Consider the following 17,988-nt stretch of genomic DNA (forward strand, 5'->3'; position numbering starts at 1 on the left):
TCATGATCGACGAGGCATCCGTGATCCTCGCCAGCGCCGTACGGCTCACCGTGCCCCTGGCCTTCGCGGCCTGCGGCGAGTACATCGCCGAGCGGGCCGGCACCATCAACATCTCCGTCGAGGCCATGATGCTCGGCGGTGCCTTCAGCGCCGTACTCGGAGCCACCATCACCGACTCGGCGTCCACCGGCCTGATCTTCGGCATGGTGGCGGGCCTGATCATCGGCTTCGTCCACGCCCAGTTCAGCCATCGACTGGGCGTCAACACCTATGTCGTCGGCCTGGTCCTGAGCGCCCTGGTCCTCGGGCTCACCAGCTTCCTCCTCGACTCGGTCAAGCTGGACGCCAACAACCAGGTCAACGCCGTCAACATCCCCTACATCTCCGACATACCACTCCTCGGGCCCGTCCTCTTCTCCCACCGCTGGCCCGTCTATCTGCTGATCGTGCTCATCCCCTTCGTCTGGTGGCTCGTCCAACGCAGCCGCTTCGGGCTGGAGCTGCGCGCAGCCGGCGAGAATCCGCAGTCCGCCGACGTCACCGGAATCGACGTCCGCAAGCGCCGCCGGCAGGCACTGCTGATCTGCGGGGTGCTCTCCGGACTCGGCGGCGCCTACCTCGCCGTCGGCGAAGTGGGCATGTTCAACCAGAACATGACCGCGGGCCGTGGCTTCGTCGTCATCGCGGCCGTCATCTTCGGCGGCTGGACCCTGCGTGGCACCATCACCGGCTGTCTGGTCTTCGGCGCCGCCGACGCCATGCGGCTCGCGCTGCCCGCGCTCGGCCTCCAGCTCAACGCCCAACTCCTCATCGCCGCGCCCTATCTCCTGGCGCTGCTCGCGATGATGTTCCTTGCCAAGAGCCATCGGGCGCCCGGCGCCCTCGGCATTCCCTTCGTCCGGGGGACCGCGTGAAAGCCGTCATGCACACCCGCCACGGCGGGCCCAGCACCCTTGAGCTCCGCGAACTGCCCGATCCCGAGCCCGGTCCCGGCGAGGTCCTGATCGCCGTACGGGCGGCGGGGGTCAATCGGCTCGACCTGCTCCAGCGGCAGGGGCCGGGGGTGCTGCCGGGCTTCAGCCTCCCGCACATCCCGGGCATGGACATCTCCGGGGACATCATCGGCCTCGGCCCGGGAGTCAATGGCCGGCACATCGGCGACCGGGTCGTCGTCAACCCCGGTGTCGCCTGCGGCACCTGTGCCCAATGCACCATCGGGCAGGACGCCTACTGCTCGCACGTCCAGATCATCGGCGGCAACCGACCGGGCGGGTACGCCGAACTCGTCGTCGTACCCGCCACGCACACCCATGTCCTGCCACCCGGCACCAGCCATGTCGCCGCCGCCGCACTGCCGACCGCGTACGGCATGGCCTGGCAGGCCCTCGTCGTCCGCGGTGAACTGCGCGCCGACGAGACCGTACTGGTCCACGGCGGTGGCAGCGGAGTGAGCATGGCGGCCGTTCACATCGCCCGTCGCATCGGCGCCCGGGTCATCGTCACCTCGGGCTCCGACGAAAAGCTCGCCCACATGGCACAGATCGGCGCGCACGCCACCATCAACAACCGCACCGAGGACGTCGCCGCCCGCGCCCGTGAACTCACCGACGGGACCGGGGTCGACCTCGTACTCGACCACGTCGGCCCCGCGCTCTTCCAAGCCTCGCTGCACTCGCTGCGGCTGCGCGGCCGGCTCGTCTTCTGCGGGGACACGACCGGAGCCACCGCCGCCTTCCATCTGCCGCACGCCTTCCACTGCGGCATCACCCTGTTGGGAGCGGGCTCCTGCGGATTCGCCGACTTCGGCGCGATGATCGACTTCTGCTTCGGTGACGGTGGCGGCATCGAAGGCGAACTCGAACCGGTCGTGGACACCCTGCTGCCCCTCGCGGAAGCCGCCGTCGCCCATCACCGGTTGGAGAGCGGAGAGACCAAGGGCAAGATCGTTCTCCTGCCCGGGAACGCGGCCATCCGGTCATCCGGACAGCGCACCAACCCCGTCGCACGGGCGTCCAAGAGCACTCCCGCTGTTTCCTCGTCGGCCGCTTCGACCGCTTCGGTTTCTTCGATCGGACGGCGCATCGCAGGAGCCATCGACGAGCGGCCCCGAGCCATCGACGAGCGGCCCCCGACCGCCCCGCCGCAGCCCGAATCGGCCGCAACGCCCAAGGTCCCGACGCACTCGTGACCACCCTGGAGATCGCCCTCGTGTTGGCTGCCGGCCTCGCCGCCGGCACGCTCAACACCGTCGTCGGCTCGGGCTCGCTGCTGACCTTCCCGGTGCTCGTCGCCCTCGGCTACCCACCGGTCGTCGCCAATGTGTCCAACACGATCGGGCTGACTCCGGGGTCGATCAGCGGTGCCCTCGGCTGCCGTCGCGAACTCCTGGCCCAGAAGGACCGACTGCTCCCGCTCTCCATCGCCGCCGTGCTCGGCGGGCTGGCCGGCGGACTGCTGCTGCTCAGCCTGCCCGCCGACTCCTTCCGCGCGGTCGTCCCGCTCCTGGTGCTGCTCGCCGCGCTGCTGATGGCCCTCCAACCCCGGCTGACCCGACTGGTCGCCAACCGCCGAAGCCGAGCGGCCGGGCAACTGGCCGCCACCACCGGCGTCACGGCGGTCGCCGCCCCGCGCACGGTCGGCAGACTGCTGCCGCTCTCGGTCTTCGCCGTCAGCGTGTACGGGGGCTACTTCGGCGCAGCCCAGGGCGTGCTGCTGCTGGCCCAGCTCGCCATCGTCCTCGATGACGACCTCCGTCTCCTCAACGGCCTCAAGAACCTTCTCCAAGCACTGGTCAACCTGGTCGCTGCGGTGCTGTTCGCACTCACCGCGGACGTGGCCTGGTTGCCGGTGCTGCTGGTGGCCCTGGGCTCGATACCGGGCGGTCTGCTCGGTGCCGCGCTCGGGCGCCGGGTGCCCGCGTCCGTACTGCGCGCCGTGGTGGTCACGGTGGGCACGGTGGCGGGGGTGGCGCTGCTGCTGACCTGAGCCACCGACTCCCCCGGACTGTCGACCGGGGCGATCGCAACGGCTCACCGGACGCAGACGCCGGCAACCGGAGGAGGTACGTGCGGATGTACGACGACGAAAGGCAAGGAACATGCTGCGTTGGCTGACAGCGGGTGAGTCCCATGGACCCGCACTGACCGCGGTGTTGGAAGGCATGCCCGCCGGGGTGGAGATCTCGACCAAGGACCTGGCCGACGCGCTGGCCAGACGCCGGCTCGGCAAGGGCCGCGGGGCGCGGATGCTGCTGGAGCGCGACCAGGTGGAGATCAACGGAGGCGTGCGCCACGGCCGGACCATGGGCGGTCCCGTCGCGGTCCGGATCGCCAACACCGAGTGGTCCAAGTGGTGCGAGGTGATGTCCCCGGAACCGGCGGACGAGGACGGACGCCCCTACGACGAGCCCGGACGCTTCCCCGACCGCGGACGGGCCGCCTCCCTGACCCGCCCGCGCCCCGGTCACGCCGACCTCGCGGGGATGCAGAAGTACGACTTCGAGGACATCCGCCCGGTGTTGGAGCGGGCCAGTGCCCGGGAGACCGCGGCGAGGGTGGCGCTCGGCGAGGTGGCCCAGGCGTTCCTGCGTCAGGTGCTCGACGCCGAAGTGATCAGCCATGTGGTGCGGATCGGGGCCGTGGCCCTGCCCGACGGGCTGGTCCCGGTGCGCGGTTCGCGGGACGCGGTGGACGCCGACCCCGTGCGCTGCCTGGACCCGGCGACCTCGGCCGCCATGGACACGGAGATAGACGAGGCCCACGCCGACGCCGACACGCTCGGCGGTGTGGTGGAGGTCGTCGTCTACGGACTCCCACCGGGCCTGGGCAGCCATGTCCACTGGGACCGCCGCCTCGACTCACGGCTCGCGGCCTCCCTGATGGGCATTCAGGCGATCAAGGGCGTGGAGGTCGGCGACGGATTCACCACCGCCGCGCGCCGCGGCTCGGTCGCCCACGACGAGATCGAGGGCGTCGGCGGCACACCGGGACGGCTCGAAGTGCGTCGGATCACCGAGCGGACCGGTGGTATCGAAGGCGGGATGACCACCGGTGAAGTGCTGCGCGTACGGGCGGCGATGAAGCCGATCTCCACCCTCTCGCGCGCACTGTCGACCGTGGACGTCCGCACCGGGGACCCGGCGAAGGCGATCGCCCAGCGCAGCGATGTCTGTGCGGTCCCGGCGACCGGCGTGGTCGCGGAGGCCATGGTCGCGCTGGTGGTGGCCGATGCCGTCCTGGAGAAGTTCGGCGGTGACAGCGTGGGGGAGACGCGTCGCAATGTCGAGGCGTACCTCGCGGCGGCCCGGGTGATCGTGCCGGATCCTTCGGTGGCAAACCAGCCGAGCGGCCCGGACACCTCGGACACCTCGGCCGGCCCGGACGGCTCTGCGGAGTCGACGGATCCGGCGGACCCGGTCGAAGCGGCGGACGCGGAGGCTGACGCGGAAGGCGCGGACGGGTCGGGGCGGAGCTCCTGATCGTCGTGACCGACAGGACGACGTCGACGAAGGCGATGCGCGAACCGCGCATCGCCCCTGCGGCATGTGCGTCGCCCGGGGTGTTCCCCCGGTCCTGCCCGGGGACGGGTCGACCGCGCCACGGCGAACGTCCGCTCGGGGGTGGGGTCCCGTCGGTGCGCACGGGGCCCCGCCCGTGCGCACCGCGCAGGTGCTCAGCCGGACAGCAGCCGCTCGCGCGCCCGGCTGTCCGAAGCCATGTCGATCGCCGTCCACGCCATGGCCAAACCGCCCTCCAGCAGTGCGCGATCGGCCTCCGGCCGGGCCGCGTACTGCGCGAACTCGGCCTGGTGGAGCCCTGCCGCGCCCGATCCGATGGACACCAGCGGCTGGATGGACGGAATGGCCAGCGACACGTTCGCCATATCGGTCGAACCGGCCTGGCGGTCATCGGCCGGGCCCACCGGCGGAAAGGTGCGGCCGAGTGCCAGGGCGTTGCGCTCGTAGGCGGCCAACAGATGGGGATCGTGCTGGAAGTGGGAGTAGGCGGGCGAGGTGGAACCGATCGTCAGCTTGGTCCGGGTCGCCACCGCCCCCGCTTCGAAGCACTCGCGGACCCGTGCCTCCAGATCGGTCAACGCGGGCAGGGTGGCGGCCCGTACGTAGTACGCCGCCTCGGTGAGCTCGGGGATCACATTGGGCACCTGGCCCCCGGTGGTGGTGATGCCGTGGACCCGCTGGTCGGGGGTCATGTGCTGCCTCAGCAGTCCGAGCGCGACCTGCGCGACGGTCAGCGCGTCGGCCGCGTTGAGCCCGTCCTCCGGGCAGGCCGATGCATGGGCGGCCCGTCCGTCGTAGCGGATGCTGAGCTGCGCCCGGGCCAGACAGAGCGGATCGAGACGCTCGCGCGGTGCGGGATGCACCATCATCGCCGCATGGACGCCGGAGAACGCGCCGCGCTCCAGCATCAGTACCTTGCCGCCGCCGTTCTCCTCGGCAGGTGTGCCCAGGAGCCGTACGGTGATGCCCAGGTCATCGGCGACCGCGCCGAGAGCCAGGGCGGCGGTGACCGCCGCGGAGGCGATGACGTTGTGTCCACAGGCATGGCCGATGCCGGGGAGCGCGTCGTACTCGGCGCAGATCCCGATCACCAGGGGCCCGCTGCCGCGCTCGGCGACGAGAGCGGTGGGCAGTTCGCAGACGCCCGTGCGCACGGTGAAGCCGTGGGCTTCGAGCACCTCGCCCAGCCAGCCGCAGGCGCGCTCCTCCTCGAAGCCGAGTTCGGGATGGGCGTGCAGCCGATGGCTGAGCGCCACCAAGTCCGGTGCGGCCCGATCCACCACCACCCGCGCGGCCAGCTTCACCGCGGCGGTCGTGGCGCCCTGCGCCGGCACCTTCTGGGCGGTGAGAGGCGGAATGCCCGGCACATTCTGATCATTGGATATTGCGTTATCGGCGCACATTTCGGCATCGTGCCACGAAGCAGGCAGGGTCCGCGATACTCCTACTCCTCATACTTTGAGAAGTTTGTGATGGGGGAGCTGTCCACCCAGGACGCTGCAACAGCCACCCTTCGCGTAATTCAGGAGGTAAAGGGCGTAGCGCAGACGAACGCGACGGGATACGTTCCGGATACCGGTATCGGTATGGGTACCAACACCGATAACTCAGATACGGGGATTCCGGCGATGACGGACATCACCAGCGATCGCGGCCACCACCGCGGCCAGCCGGAAGCACCGTTTACCGAGCAATGCGGAGCACCATGAGCCAATCCCTTGTCAGAACCGCTCGCCCCCGCCTGACGCCCGCGGCTGCGGAGGCGTTCGAGCGCAAGCTCAACAACCTCGCCCTGTCCGGCGACGGCTGGCTGGTGGTACTGCGTGCGGTCGCCCAGCAGACCGGTCGCCCGGCCCGGCTGGTGGGCGTCCACGGCGGGGTGCTGGCCGCGACCGACGACGGCACGACGGCGATGACACCCGTGAGCGTGGCCCAGGTCTTCGCACAGGACGGGTGCGCCACGATCACGTGTGAGCCGGGGTGGCACGGCACCGCGCGGGCGGTCCGCGCCGGTGAACGCCGGGTCGGCCTGCTGCTCCTCGGCGGTGCGGAGGGCCAGGCCAACCAGGACGACGATCTGATCCTGCGGGCGGCCTCCACCGCCATAGCCATCGAGGCGATCCGACGGGACGCGGTGGCCGCCGCCTCCACCGAGACCGCCGGCCGGCTCATCGACGAACTGCGCTTCGGTGCCCTGCGCAACCACGCGGAGGTGCTGCGGACGGCCGCCCGGTTCGGCCTGCGGCTCGACCGCCCCCATGCAGCGGTGGTCTTCGCCTACGGGGGGCCCAATCAGCGCACCTGGTCGACGGCGCTGTCCTGGTTGGAGATGCCCGTACGACAGGACGGACAGTTCGGGCTCGCCGTGTTGGAGGGCGACATCGACCGGGAGATCTCCCGGATCAGGGTCCGTCTCCAAGGCATGGTTGGCGAGGAGATGGTCCTTGCCGCCGCAGGCCCGATCGTCTCCGACGTACGGGAGACCTCCCGCTCCTTCCGGGACGCCGAAACCGTCCTCGGCCTCCTGCGCCGACGCCCCGGGGAGGTGGAGTTGAAGTTCTCCTCGCTCGGCCTGGCCCAACTGCTCTTCGGCGTCTCGCCGGAGCGGCTACAGGCATTCGTCGAGCAGCACCTCGGACCGATCCTGGAGCGCGAGGAGTGGGTGAACACCCTGAGCGCCTGGCTCGCGACCAAGGGCAGTCGGGCGGCCGTCGCGGAACTCCTCCACCTCCACCGCAACTCGGTCGGCTATCGGGTGGGACAGATCAGGGAACTCCTCGACGCCAATCCGCTCGACCCCGAGGTGACGCTGCGCCTCCAGGCGGCCCTGACCGCGAGGGAACTGCTCTCGGTGCTGGGCGAGGACAAGACCAGCCGCAGGGGAAACGGTTCCTCTCCGCTCTATCCCAGCTGACGCAATCGCGCAGAGTCTTCGGGGGCGGCCAGTGCTCTGGGCGGCGGAGGTGTCGGCCCGGGCGACCCGGGCCGTGCCGCTGAACCCTCCCATGGCTGCTGAACCATCGGCCCTCCCCTTCGGCCTCCCATCGGAAGCCTCGTCCGTAACCGCCTTGTCCATGGCTGCCCCCGTCGGATGAGTCCGCCAGCTGTTGTGGCACTTGGCCCCTCCGTATCGCCCGCACCGCATTAAAGTCACCAGGTGACCTCCCCGCCGGAAGACCCGACACGCATGCTCGGAGACGACGACCGCGACAAGGCCGTGGAGCGACTCCAGGAGGCGTACGCCGAAGGGCACATCTCGCACGAGGAGTTGGACGAACGCCTTCAGCGCGCCCTCACCGCCAGGACGCGCGGCGAGTTGGCGCCGGCACTGGCCGCGCTCCCCGCACAGAAGGCGGCCACCTCATCCACCATCGCCGTCGCCAGCGGACGGATCAAGCGACGCGGTGTGTGGCGGGTCCCGCGGAACCTCAAGGTCGAGTCCGCGTTCGGAAGGGTGCACTTGGACCTGTCCCGGGCGGTCATCGAGCATCCGGTGATCGACATCGAACTGCAGCTCGGCACCGGCAGGGCCAGGATCACGGTGCCCCGCGACGCGATCGTCGATGTCGAGGGCCTGCACACCGGGTGGAAGGACGTGCGCTACAGAGCCCGGCAGAGCTCCCGCCCCGACGCACCGCAGATCCGGATCTCCGGGGCCATGGGGTTCGGACGGTTGAAGATCCGCCACGCGAGGCGTTGAGGCCCCTGTCCGACGCGGCACCATCCGGCCGGCACTTCTACCGGCCCGCTCGACGAACGTGACCTAGTCCAGGGTCTGGATCAGTTCGCTGCGCGTTGAGGTGTGCACCACTCGGCCGTGTGCTCCGTTGACGATGGGCAGGTACGGCGGGACGTGCCCGCACTCGACATCGGCGATGATCGGGACGTTCAAGGGGCCGAGTGCGTCGAGCACGGCTTGGTGCTGGGTGAGTGAGTCGGTGTCAGGTGCCGCTGTCCGGGCGACGAGGATCGCGTTCGCCGTGTCGAAGAAGCCGGCCAGTCGCATCCCGTGCAGGTTCCTACAGATGGCGAAGGCGTCGTCGCCTCCTGCTTCGACATACACGAGGAGACCTTCCGGAGACTCGGCCTGTGCAAAGGCTGAGACATCGAGGTAGGGCGTTCCCGTGAGGTTGCACAGCATCTCGATACAGCCCCCGATCAGACGCCCCTCGACTTCCAGATCCCCCTCGCCGTCCAGCCTGGTCCACCTGCCGGGCGTGTCGAGCGTGAAATCGCGTACCTCCGGGTGGGCGCGGTAGTCGTCCCAGCCCGTGGCTCGGTAGCGGTGGGGTGGGGTCTGGGTAAATCTGTGTCCCTGCGGAGCAGCGGCAATGTCGAGCCATGACAAGAGTCCCTCGGGCACCCGATAGGGCGTGTCCATCAGGTTGTTGCCGTGCACGGTCGCCATCCCGGTCAGGAGGGTCAGCGGTGTGATGATGGTCGACATGTCGGAGAACCCGACAAGCCAGGTCGGCTCGGCGTCACGCAGCCGCTCCCAGTCGAGCAGGGGCAGCAGGTCGATCGCCGTCTCCCCGCCCCAGGGCGGTACCACCGCCCTGATGCCGGGATCCATCAGCATGGACATCAATTCGCTGGCGCGGTCGGCCGCAGGGGCACTGACATGGCCGGCACCATCCATGCACCGGCCAACAACTACCTCGTATCCCCGGGCCTCCACCTCGCCGATGGCCACGTCGAGGCGCGCACGCAGCTCCTTCGGGACTCCGCTCGAAGGGGAAGTGACGCCGACGCGGTCCCCGGGACGCAGCGGGGATGGATATCGAACAGGCATGTGCCGGATTCTGACACGACGCTGTTGCCGCACCTAACGAGTTCTGGCACGCCCTGCGCCGGCAGGCACTCATCTACCGGGCGCTGGCCGAGCACGAGAAGACCCAGGCGTACCCGGAGGCCATCTCGGTGTGTGCCACACGGGTGATCGGGGTGCACCAGTGAGGCTCCACGAGACTCCTGGCAACCGCATCTGCGAGCCTAGAAGTAATCCAATCTTGTAAATGCGTGTCGAATCGGCCTACGGTGTCGCATATGCAGTCCTACACCATTGGTCAGGCGGCGCGTCTGCTCGGCGTCAGCCCCGACACCGCTCGCCGCTGGGCCGACGCCGGCAAGGTGGCCACCCACCGCGATGAGAACGGTCGACGGGTGATCGACGGCCGGGACCTCGCGGCCTTCTCCATCGAGATCGCCCAGAGCGGTGGCGATGAAGAGGAGCCCTACACCTCCGCCCGCAACGCCTTCCCGGGCATCGTCACCGCGGTCAAGCTCGGCGATGTCGCGGCCCAGGTCGAGATCCAGGCCGGACCGCACCGGCTGGTCTCCTTGCTGACCAGGGAAGCCGTGGAGGAGTTGGGGCTCGAAGTGGGTATGCAGGCCACGGCCCGGGTGAAGTCGACCAACGTCCATATCGACCTGGTCTGAACGCACCTGCCTGCCCATCGACGCGGACCGATCAGCACGGACCGATCAGCGCAGAACGGCCCGCACTGACCGATCAGCGCAGAACGGCCGGCACCCGGCCGATCCAGCGCACACAGACCGGCAAGACCGGCTGGTACAGGCCGATCGACGCAGACCCATCGCAACGCAGAACGGCCGGCACCGACCGGTTGATCCGCCACTCATCGTCAGGAGTCACCCCCGATGCCTGCCTTCCCCACCGCACGACGCACCACCGTCTCCCTGACGCTGGCCGCTGCCCTCCTCGTACCGCTCACGGCCTGCGGCAGTGACGACGGCGGGGAGAGCAGCGAGACCCGCAAGACCGGCGCCGCGAGCACCCCTCCCGCAGCCCAGCTCACCGTGCTCGCCGCCGCCTCCCTCACCGATGTCTTCAAGACGGCCGGTGCCGCCTATGAGAAGGACCATCCCGGCACCAAGGTGACCTTCTCCTTCGCCGGCTCCCAGGAACTGGCCGCACAGGTCCGCCAGGGAGCCCCCGCCGACGCCCTCGTCACCGCCGACACCAAGACCATGGACGGCCTCGGCTCGGACACCGGCACTCCCACCGTCATCGCGAAGAACCGACTCGTCATCGCCACCACCGAGGGCAATCCCTACAAGATCGACGACCTCAAGGACCTCGCCGACACCAAACTCAAGGTGGTCCTCGCGGCGCCCGAGGTCCCGGTGGGCCGCTACAGCAAGAAGGTCCTCGACGCCCAGCAGATCAAGGTGAAGGCCGTCTCCCAGGAGCCCAACGTCCGCGCGGTCCTCAGCAAGGTCGAACTCGGCGAGGCCGACGCGGGGCTCGTCTACCAGACCGATGCCGCCACCGCCCCGGACAAGGTGGACGCCATCACCATCCCGGATGCCCAGAACGCCATCGCCGAGTACCCGGCCGCGACCCTGAAGACGTCCGAGCACCCCGAGGCCGCCGCCGCGTTCGTGGCCTGGCTGAGCACCCCCGCCGCCCAGAAGATCCTCAAGGAGGCCGGATTCCAGCAGCCGTAGGTTCCCGGCGCAGCCGCGGCCGTTCGGCGCGTGGAGTCGGACGGACGGGTGCGCACCGGGTACACCTCGTACACCAGCCGCCCTCCGCACCATCGCCCCAGGGACCCGAGAATCCGGATGAACCGCCGCCCCCGCGCCCGTGCGCCCCTCGCGCTCGCGCTCCCCGCGCTCCTCGCCGTCGCCTTCCTGTTGCTCCCCCTGGTCGGCATCCTCGCCCGAACCGAATGGGCCCAGTTGGGGACCCATCTGACCAGCCCGGCCGTCACCGAGGCGCTGCGGCTCTCGCTGTTCGTCTCCTTCTGGGCCCTCGGTCTGTCGCTGCTCCTCGGCGTTCCGCTGGCGTGGCTGCTGGCGCGGGTCAGCTTTCCGGGCAAGGTGCTGGTCCGTTCCCTGGTGATGCTGCCGATGGTGCTGCCGCCCACCGTCGGCGGTGTCGCCCTGCTGCTGGGCTTCGGGCGCCGGGGGTTGCTCGGGCCCTGGCTGGAGGACACCTTCGGGATCGTCCTCCCCTTCCACACCTCAGGGGCGGTCGTTGCCGCGACCTTCGTCGCCATGCCCTTTCTGGTGATCAGCCTCGAAGGGGCGCTGCGGGGGCTACGGCCCAGCTATGAGGAGACCGCGGCCTCGCTGGGGGCATCGCCGGTGCGGGTCTTCTTCACCGTCACCCTGCCGATGGCCGCACCCGGGCTGATCGCGGGGGCCGCTCTCACCTGGGCCCGTGCGCTGGGTGAGTTCGGCGCGACCATCACCTTCGCCGGGAATCTGCCCGGCGCGACCCAGACCCTGCCGCTCCAGGTCTACCTCCTCCTCCAGGACGAACCAGCCGCCGCCACCTCGGTCTCCCTCCTTCTCCTGGCCATCGCCATGGTCGTACTGATCGCGCTACGGGGCCGTTGGACGGGGGGAGCGACAGCGGACCGCGAGGGCGGCCGGGACAGTAAGGCGCGCAAGGGCAGCAGGGACAGCGGAGACAGTAGGCACAGAGGGGACAGAGGGGACAGAGGCGACAGCAGGGATAGCGGAGACAGCAGGGACAGCGGGGACCCACAGGACGAGCACAGCTCCGAGGGCTCCCCAGGCACCGTGGACACCAGGGGTTCCCAGGGCACTGCGGCTGCCCAGGGCTCCGATGGCACTGCGACCCCCGGGTCCCTGCCGTGGGCTGTGGGGCCGAAATCGGCCGACGAGCGCAACGATCCGGCCCGAACGCCAGCGGTGCCCCGTCCCGTGGAGCCCGGTGCCGAGCCGTCCGAACCGTACTCGCTCCACGCGGATCTCACCGGGTTCACCCGATTCATCCTGGAGGCTCCGCCCGGGACGACCATCGCCGTCGTCGGCCCGAACGGCGCCGGCAAGACCACTTTGCTCCGGGCCCTGTTGGGGCTGACCGACCGTGCCCATGCCGTCCTCCACCTCGGCGATACCGATGTCAGCGCCCTACCGCCCCATCGCCGCGGTGTCGCCTGGGTTCCGCAGAGCGGTGCGCTCTTCCCCCATCTCAGCGCGCTGGGGAACACGGTGTACGGGTTGCGCGCCCATGGCATCTCTCGGACAGCGGCGCGAACTTCCGCACAGATGTGGCTGGATCGACTCGGTGTGGGACCCCTTGCTCAGCGTCGGCCTGCCCAGCTTTCCGGGGGGCAGGCGCAGCGGGTAGCCCTCGCCCGGGCCTTGGCGGTCCGCCCCCGACTGCTGTTGCTCGACGAGCCCTTGGCCGCATTGGACCAGACGACCCGGGCCAGGGTCCGGCACACGTTGCGCGGCCATCTCGCCGGTTTCGGCGGGGTGTGTCTGATCGTCACCCATGACCCGGTGGAGGCCGTGTCGCTCGCCGACCGGGTGCTGGTGCTGGATGAGGGCCGGGCCGTCCAGTACGCGCCTCCCGTGGAGGTCACCCGTCATCCCCGATCACCTTGGGTCGCCCGGATGCTGGGCCGCAATGCCTGGTCGGGCACGACGACCGAACAGGGGCTCGAACTGTTCGGCGGCGGTCGGTTGATCGTCGCCGAGCCGCTGCCAGCGGGGCGTGAGGCGCTGGCGATCATCGGCCCCGAAGCCGTCTCCGTGCACCGGGAGCGGCCCGGTGGCAGTCCCCGGAACGTCTGGCCCGGCACGGTCCGGGAGATCACCGCGTCCGGCAGTCGACTGCGGGTGCTGATCGGCTCGGCCGAGGCACCCGACCTGGTCGCTGAGATCACTCCGGCAGCGGCGGTCGATCTGGGCCTGGCGGAGGGTGTGAACGTCTGGACGAGTGTCAAGGCGACCGAGGTAGAGCTGGTCGCTGTATGACGGGAAATCATCGGTAGCGCAGAGCTATGGAAGGTGTCCGGCAGTCCTGTGGGGCCGTTCGGATCGAGTGCGTGTACCGCGAATGGCCATGGTTCGCAGGGGTGTCGGGAAGACCGTCGAACGCCCCCTCCTGTTCGAAAAATTATGTTCGAATAGTTGTGCCTTACCTGCTGTGACCGTGAGTAAATCGGTCAACTCTGAGCAAGCCTGACGGGCCCGAAATTCCCCTCAGTACCCCAGTGATTCCAGGCGAGTTGGTGACTCTTGTTCCCAACACATGGTTGTGCGAAGGTGAGCTTCCCCACGTCCGAACACGGCCGCTAATGCGCAACCGTTTGATTGGTTGGCGGTATAGACCACATGCTCGAACCCCCTTTCTTGCATGCCGTGAACTCAATGACCACAACGAACTCAATAACCGAAAGCACGGTTCCGTAGGCCAGGTCCGGACGGCACTGCCCAACCCCCCACTGCAATGCCAAGGATGGAATGACCTCTTATGCAGAATCCGCGAACTCATACCACCGCTCCACCCGGTCGCACCGGCCTTGACTCGGCCGCGTCCGACGAAGGGCTGGCAGCGGCGCTCAGGGCCAACGACGGTAGGGACGAGGCCCGTTCCGTGGCGGTACTGATCGCACGACACTGGGAACCGGTCTTCGACTACGCCTCGATCGGCACACCTTCCCAGAAAGCGGCGGCCATGCTCGCCACCGCCGCATTCAGCAAAGCGCTGGAAAACTTGCGGCAGGTCCGATCAAGTGCCGCAATCCGTCCGATGCTGTTGATGCATGCCCGTCGTATCGCCGAGGGATGGGCGACCGATGAACGCATAGCAGCGCTCCCCGAACTTCGGAATCCGCAGACCGGACATACGGTCCCCGTCGATATGTTTACGGTCGCGGAGAACCGCACACTGACCGCTCGGGCATTCCAGGCATTGCCCGGGCCCGCGCAATGCCTGCTCTGGCATGTGGAGGTGGAAGCAGAAGAGATATCGCTACCGGCCGGTTTACTTGCCATGGATGTACGCGGCGCGCCGGCTCAGCTCGAACAGGCACGAAAAATGTTTCGAGCAGGCATCCTGCGCTTCCATCTCGAACTTGCGCCCGAGAACGATTGCCGGCACTACAACCGCCTCATCGACGTGTCCATGCGCCGGGGAGGCGCCGTACTGTCGGACCTCCGGCGGCATCTGGAGCGCTGCCAGCACTGTCGGTCCGCGGCGGAGCAACTGGACCACAGGGACGGCCGGCTGGCCCTGCTGATCGCGGAGGGGATGCTCGGTTGGGCCGCCCAGCCCTATCTGGACTCCCGTCCGGGTCGGGGCGAGGCGGGTCACCAGAGCAGGGACGTCGAGTGGCGCGGGCCGACCAGCCACGCCCGACGGCGCTCCCGCGACAGCGGGACCACCTCGCCCACGGCCCGCCGACGTGGACTCTCGCCGCGAGGCCGCACCGCAGCGGTCGCCGGTCTGGGGATCGCCACCGGTATCGCGGTGGTGGCGGCCGTCGCCACCGAACCGTGGGCGGGCGGCGGGATGGCGGGCTATGCGATCCCGGAGGGCACGATCTCCGCCGATCCGGTGCCCGGCGCCGCCCCACCGGCCGGTCCCGATCCGTCGGCGACCTCCGCGGCGGGCCATCCGGTGGGCCCGCTCACCACCAGACTGCGCAGCACCGCATCCGGATTCTGCCTTGACGTTCGAGGTCAACGCGCGTCAACCGGGGCAGATGCGGTCCTCGCCGCCTGTGCGACCTCCGTGACCCAGAAGTGGGTCTATGAGCAGGACGGGCGGTTGCGCAGCGCCGCGGCACCCGAACTCTGCCTCAACTCACGGGCCCTGGACGGGGTCACGGTCCTCGGGAGCTGTCCGGCCACCACGGCCAACGACGCCTCCCACATCCGGTACGACCTGACTGTCCTCGGCCAGTTGGTCCCGCGCTGGAACGAGGGGCTCGCCGTCGCCCCCGCCGCTCCGAGCGCCGGTGCCACCGTCGTGGTCAAGGTCCGTGACGGTTCGAACGACCAGCAGTGGACGACCGACCGCAACAATGTGATCACTCCGAGGATCAAGCCCGGCAACGCCAACGTCGGGTCCACCCGAGAGGTCAACGACCCTCCCCGGCCGACCCGGTCGGCCGACTCGTTCGAAGGCGGAGCCTCGCTGCTTCCTCCTCCGAGCGGGCCGGACGCCACCCGGGCGCAGCGGGGCGCCTCGCGCCAACTGGGCGCGCAGGCGCCACCCGTGGCCGATGAGCATCCGATCACGGTGATGGGTGGGGTGGGACCGGTGGGGGAGCGCAGCACGGCCCGTCGGCCCCAGACACAGCCGTCGACGGGGCCGTCGTTGACGCATCTCGGGCCCGGGGCGGTCGCCCCGGCTGAGGTCGGGGTCGTGGGTGCACGGCATCCGGCCCGGCTGCCGCCGTCCTCGGAAGGGACGCGCACGGTGTCCTGAACGCCTTCGGCCCTTGGAGTGGAGGGCACGGAGGACGCAGGGAGCGGCGCGGTGGGATCGGGACCCACCGCGCCGCTCGGCATGTCCGTACGACTCGCCGATGGCGGCTCGTTGGCCCCCACTCGGGCGGCCTCTTGACCTCCGGGCGTTGTGCTCCTCCACACCCCGAAGTCACCGGGCCTGCCGTCACACGGTCCGGGGCGGTCAACTGAACGTGGGCACCTCGCCCGTCTGCTTGTCCAGGTCGAAGACGGAGAACACCGCACCCTGCGGATCCGCGACCGTCGCGAACCGTCCGAAGGGACTGTCCATCGGCCCCCAGATCACCTTGCCGCCCAACTCGATCACCTTGGCGACGGCGGTGTCGGCCTCGGGCACGGAGAAGTAGACGTTGATGAACGGCGGGAGGTCCGAGGGGAACTCGTCCTCGACCTTCATCCGCCCGAGCGCCGGATCGGCGCCGACGCTCCAGAGGTGGAAGTCGACGCCCTCTTCGTCCATGCGCTGCACGGTGAAGGGGAAGACGGCGGGGAAGAAGGCGTCGGTCCTGGCCACGTCCCGGGAGCACACGTCGGACCATGCGTACGCCCCGTGGTCCCCGTTCTTGGTCTCGAATCCCTGGTGTTCGCCCGGTTGCCAGGCGCCGAAGGCGATGCCGGTGGGGTCCGTCGCAACGACCATGGTGCCGAGGTTCCCGACGGCCATGGGCTCCACGACGAGCGTGCCGCCGTTCGCCTGGATCTTTGCGGCGGTGGCGTCGGCGTCGGCCGTGGCGAAGTAGAGGTTCCAAGCCGGGGGAGCGTCCACTCCCGGCATGGCGGGCATGAGGCCGCTCACGGATTTCCCGTTCGAGAACGCCGTCGTGTAGCCGCCGAACTCCTCGACCGGGTCATTGAAGGTCCAGCCCAGCAGTTGACCGTAGAAGTTCTTGGCGGCCTCGATGTCGGGGAACATCGCGTCGACCCAACAGGGAGTGCCGTCCGGTCGTACGGACATGGGGGTGCCGCCTCTCGTGTCTGATGCCTCGGGTGTCTCAGATGTCACGGATCGCTCGGGTGTCTCGGCCGGCTCGGGGTCAGGGTCCCTCTCTTCACGCTAGGGGCCGTAGCGCGGAGACGCGCGCCGAATCGAGTATTCGAACAAAATTCGCACAAATGTGATCTTGGTTGTCTCGGGGTGGTCGCCGAGGCGGTCGCGATGCCCTGACGGGGGACGCCCTCGAAACTTTGTGCGTTGCTGTCTGTAACGTGTAAATCACTTTCAGTGAGACTGGCGGCATATGCGGCCTCCGGAGGGGCAGAACCGCTCCAGGGGTTCCCCGCAACGGGAGGAGTGCCGTGCTCACTGACCTTCTCAACTGGCTCACACGGATAGGGAGACGAGTCGGCGGTGCGGACACCACTGCCGACACGGCCGCGGGCGGCGCCGACACGGCCGGCCCACCGAAGGCCGCGCGCGTACCGGATTCAGAGCCCCCGGTCTTCACCGCGGACTTCACCTCCACCGCACAATGGGTCGCCGGCCGCTCCTGGGCCTATCCCCGCGGCGGCCCCACCAATCCCGGGGACAACAAACTCGACTACCTGGTGCCCGACCCGGCCTACAGCCGCGCCGGCACCTTCCGGGCCACCCGCCGCCCCGACGGACTGTGGGACGCCGGGCTGCTGACCACCGAAGGCAGCAACGAGGGGTTCATGGTCCGGGCCGGTGATGCGCTGGAGGCCCGGGTCCGACTGCCCGACGTGCTCGGGGCGTGGCCCGCGATCTGGACCTGGCTCGACGGCGACCAGGAGATCGACATCTTCGAGTACCACCCCGACAACCCCGATCTGCTGGAACTGTCCAACCGGGTCAGGGGCAGCCACCGGTACTACCGAGACCCCTCGATCGGCCCCGGGGGCTGGGTCGACCTGCGGGTGGAGTTCGGCACCCGCTCGGTGGTCTGGTGGGTCAACGGCGTACGCGTCTTCGCGGATCACCGTGGAGTGGGCAGACGCTGGCGCGCCTATCTGATCGTCAATCTCTCGGTCTGTGCCGGGCGCTACCACCCGGCACCCACCCCCGACACCTCGGAGATGTCCTTCGAGGTGGAGTACCTCCACGTCTACCGCCCCTGAAGCCCCTCGGACGCCCCCGGGCGCGAACAGGGGCCCGGACACGGGGGTGGGGGGGGGGCGGGGGGCGGCGCGGGCGGGGCCCCCCCCCCCCCCCCCCCCCCCCCCCCCCACCGAAGGGCCGGGCCGGCCCCCCC

Annotated in this window: 14 protein-coding genes and 1 pseudogene; 12 read left to right on the plus strand and 3 right to left on the minus strand. The window is 69.5% G+C overall.

What is annotated here, in order from left to right; all coding sequences use genetic code 11:
- Positions 1–2 precede the first annotated feature (2 nt).
- The 4 genes and pseudogenes from ACFXJL_RS10735 to aroC form a co-directional block, all read left to right on the plus strand.
- A complete protein-coding gene (locus tag ACFXJL_RS10735) occupies positions 3–914 on the plus strand; it encodes an ABC transporter permease (protein WP_329018338.1) in 912 nt (303 codons plus the stop codon).
- The gene (locus ACFXJL_RS10740) at positions 911–2,188 is read left to right on the plus strand and encodes a zinc-binding dehydrogenase (protein ID WP_384691095.1); all 1,278 of its coding nucleotides are present in this window, start codon (positions 911–913) and stop codon (positions 2,186–2,188) included. Before ACFXJL_RS10735 ends, ACFXJL_RS10740 begins: the two co-directional genes overlap by 4 nt.
- The gene (locus ACFXJL_RS10745) at positions 2,185–2,985 is read left to right on the plus strand and encodes a sulfite exporter TauE/SafE family protein (protein WP_358881792.1); all 801 of its coding nucleotides are present in this window, start codon (positions 2,185–2,187) and stop codon (positions 2,983–2,985) included. The genes ACFXJL_RS10740 and ACFXJL_RS10745 overlap by 4 nt, the downstream gene beginning before the upstream one ends.
- Positions 2,986–3,097: 112 nt before the next feature.
- Positions 3,098–4,294, plus strand: a pseudogene (gene aroC / locus ACFXJL_RS10750) (chorismate synthase); the annotation flags it as partial.
- 377 nt (positions 4,295–4,671) lie between these two features.
- On the opposite strand, the gene ACFXJL_RS10755 reads toward aroC, so the two are convergent.
- Positions 4,672–5,883, minus strand: a complete 1,212-nt coding sequence (locus ACFXJL_RS10755; RefSeq protein ID WP_384691098.1) for a M20 family metallopeptidase — start codon at positions 5,881–5,883, stop codon at positions 4,672–4,674.
- A 105-nt stretch (positions 5,884–5,988) separates the two neighbouring features.
- Here ACFXJL_RS10755 and ACFXJL_RS10760 point away from each other — a divergent pair, with 105 nt between their 5' ends.
- The 3 genes from ACFXJL_RS10760 (at position 5,989) to ACFXJL_RS10770 (ending at position 8,216) form a co-directional block, all read left to right on the plus strand.
- A complete protein-coding gene (locus ACFXJL_RS10760) occupies positions 5,989–6,225 on the plus strand; it encodes a hypothetical protein (RefSeq protein WP_358881193.1) in 237 nt (78 codons plus the stop codon).
- Positions 6,222–7,430 carry a helix-turn-helix domain-containing protein gene (locus ACFXJL_RS10765; RefSeq protein WP_358881192.1) on the plus strand — a complete coding sequence of 403 codons (1,209 nt, stop codon included), beginning with the start codon at positions 6,222–6,224 and terminating at the stop codon, positions 7,428–7,430. Before ACFXJL_RS10760 ends, ACFXJL_RS10765 begins: the two co-directional genes overlap by 4 nt.
- 243 nt (positions 7,431–7,673) lie before the next feature.
- Positions 7,674–8,216 carry a DUF1707 domain-containing protein gene (locus ACFXJL_RS10770; protein ID WP_358881191.1) on the plus strand — a complete coding sequence of 181 codons (543 nt, stop codon included), beginning with the start codon at positions 7,674–7,676 and terminating at the stop codon, positions 8,214–8,216.
- Between the two features lie 63 nt (positions 8,217–8,279).
- Here ACFXJL_RS10770 and ACFXJL_RS10775 read toward each other — a convergent pair whose 3' ends face one another.
- Positions 8,280–9,308: a S66 peptidase family protein gene (locus ACFXJL_RS10775; RefSeq protein ID WP_358881190.1), complete on the minus strand. Its 1,029-nt coding sequence runs from the start codon at positions 9,306–9,308 to the stop codon at positions 8,280–8,282.
- A gap of 245 nt (positions 9,309–9,553) precedes the next feature.
- Here ACFXJL_RS10775 and ACFXJL_RS10780 point away from each other — a divergent pair, with 245 nt between their 5' ends.
- The 4 genes from ACFXJL_RS10780 to ACFXJL_RS10795 all read left to right on the plus strand — a co-directional run bounded on the left by ACFXJL_RS10780 (position 9,554) and on the right by ACFXJL_RS10795 (position 15,737).
- Complete coding sequence (locus ACFXJL_RS10780) at positions 9,554–9,955, plus strand: helix-turn-helix transcriptional regulator (protein WP_329027458.1); 402 nt, start codon at positions 9,554–9,556, stop codon at positions 9,953–9,955.
- Between the two features lie 222 nt (positions 9,956–10,177).
- Positions 10,178–10,987: a molybdate ABC transporter substrate-binding protein gene (gene modA / locus ACFXJL_RS10785; protein WP_358881189.1), complete on the plus strand. Its 810-nt coding sequence runs from the start codon at positions 10,178–10,180 to the stop codon at positions 10,985–10,987.
- A 117-nt stretch (positions 10,988–11,104) separates the two neighbouring features.
- Positions 11,105–13,276, plus strand: a complete 2,172-nt coding sequence (locus ACFXJL_RS10790; RefSeq protein WP_384691104.1) for an ABC transporter permease — start codon at positions 11,105–11,107, stop codon at positions 13,274–13,276.
- Positions 13,277–13,775: 499 nt separating this feature from the next.
- Positions 13,776–15,737 carry a ricin-type beta-trefoil lectin domain protein gene (locus tag ACFXJL_RS10795; protein WP_384691107.1) on the plus strand — a complete coding sequence of 654 codons (1,962 nt, stop codon included), beginning with the start codon at positions 13,776–13,778 and terminating at the stop codon, positions 15,735–15,737.
- Between the two features lie 204 nt (positions 15,738–15,941).
- Here the strand turns inward: ACFXJL_RS10795 and ACFXJL_RS10800 are convergent, their stop codons facing one another.
- Positions 15,942–16,733, minus strand: a complete 792-nt coding sequence (locus ACFXJL_RS10800; RefSeq protein ID WP_384691110.1) for a VOC family protein — start codon at positions 16,731–16,733, stop codon at positions 15,942–15,944.
- A 341-nt stretch (positions 16,734–17,074) separates the two neighbouring features.
- Here ACFXJL_RS10800 and ACFXJL_RS10805 point away from each other — a divergent pair, with 341 nt between their 5' ends.
- Entirely contained in the window at positions 17,075–17,854 is a 780-nt protein-coding gene (locus ACFXJL_RS10805) for a beta-glucanase (protein ID WP_384640868.1), read from the plus strand.
- Positions 17,855–17,988: the final 134 nt, after the last annotated feature.

It is taken from the genome of Streptomyces sp. NPDC059256 (genome assembly GCF_042753785.1).
In the GTDB taxonomy this organism is placed as follows: Bacteria; Actinomycetota; Actinomycetes; order Streptomycetales; family Streptomycetaceae; genus Streptomyces.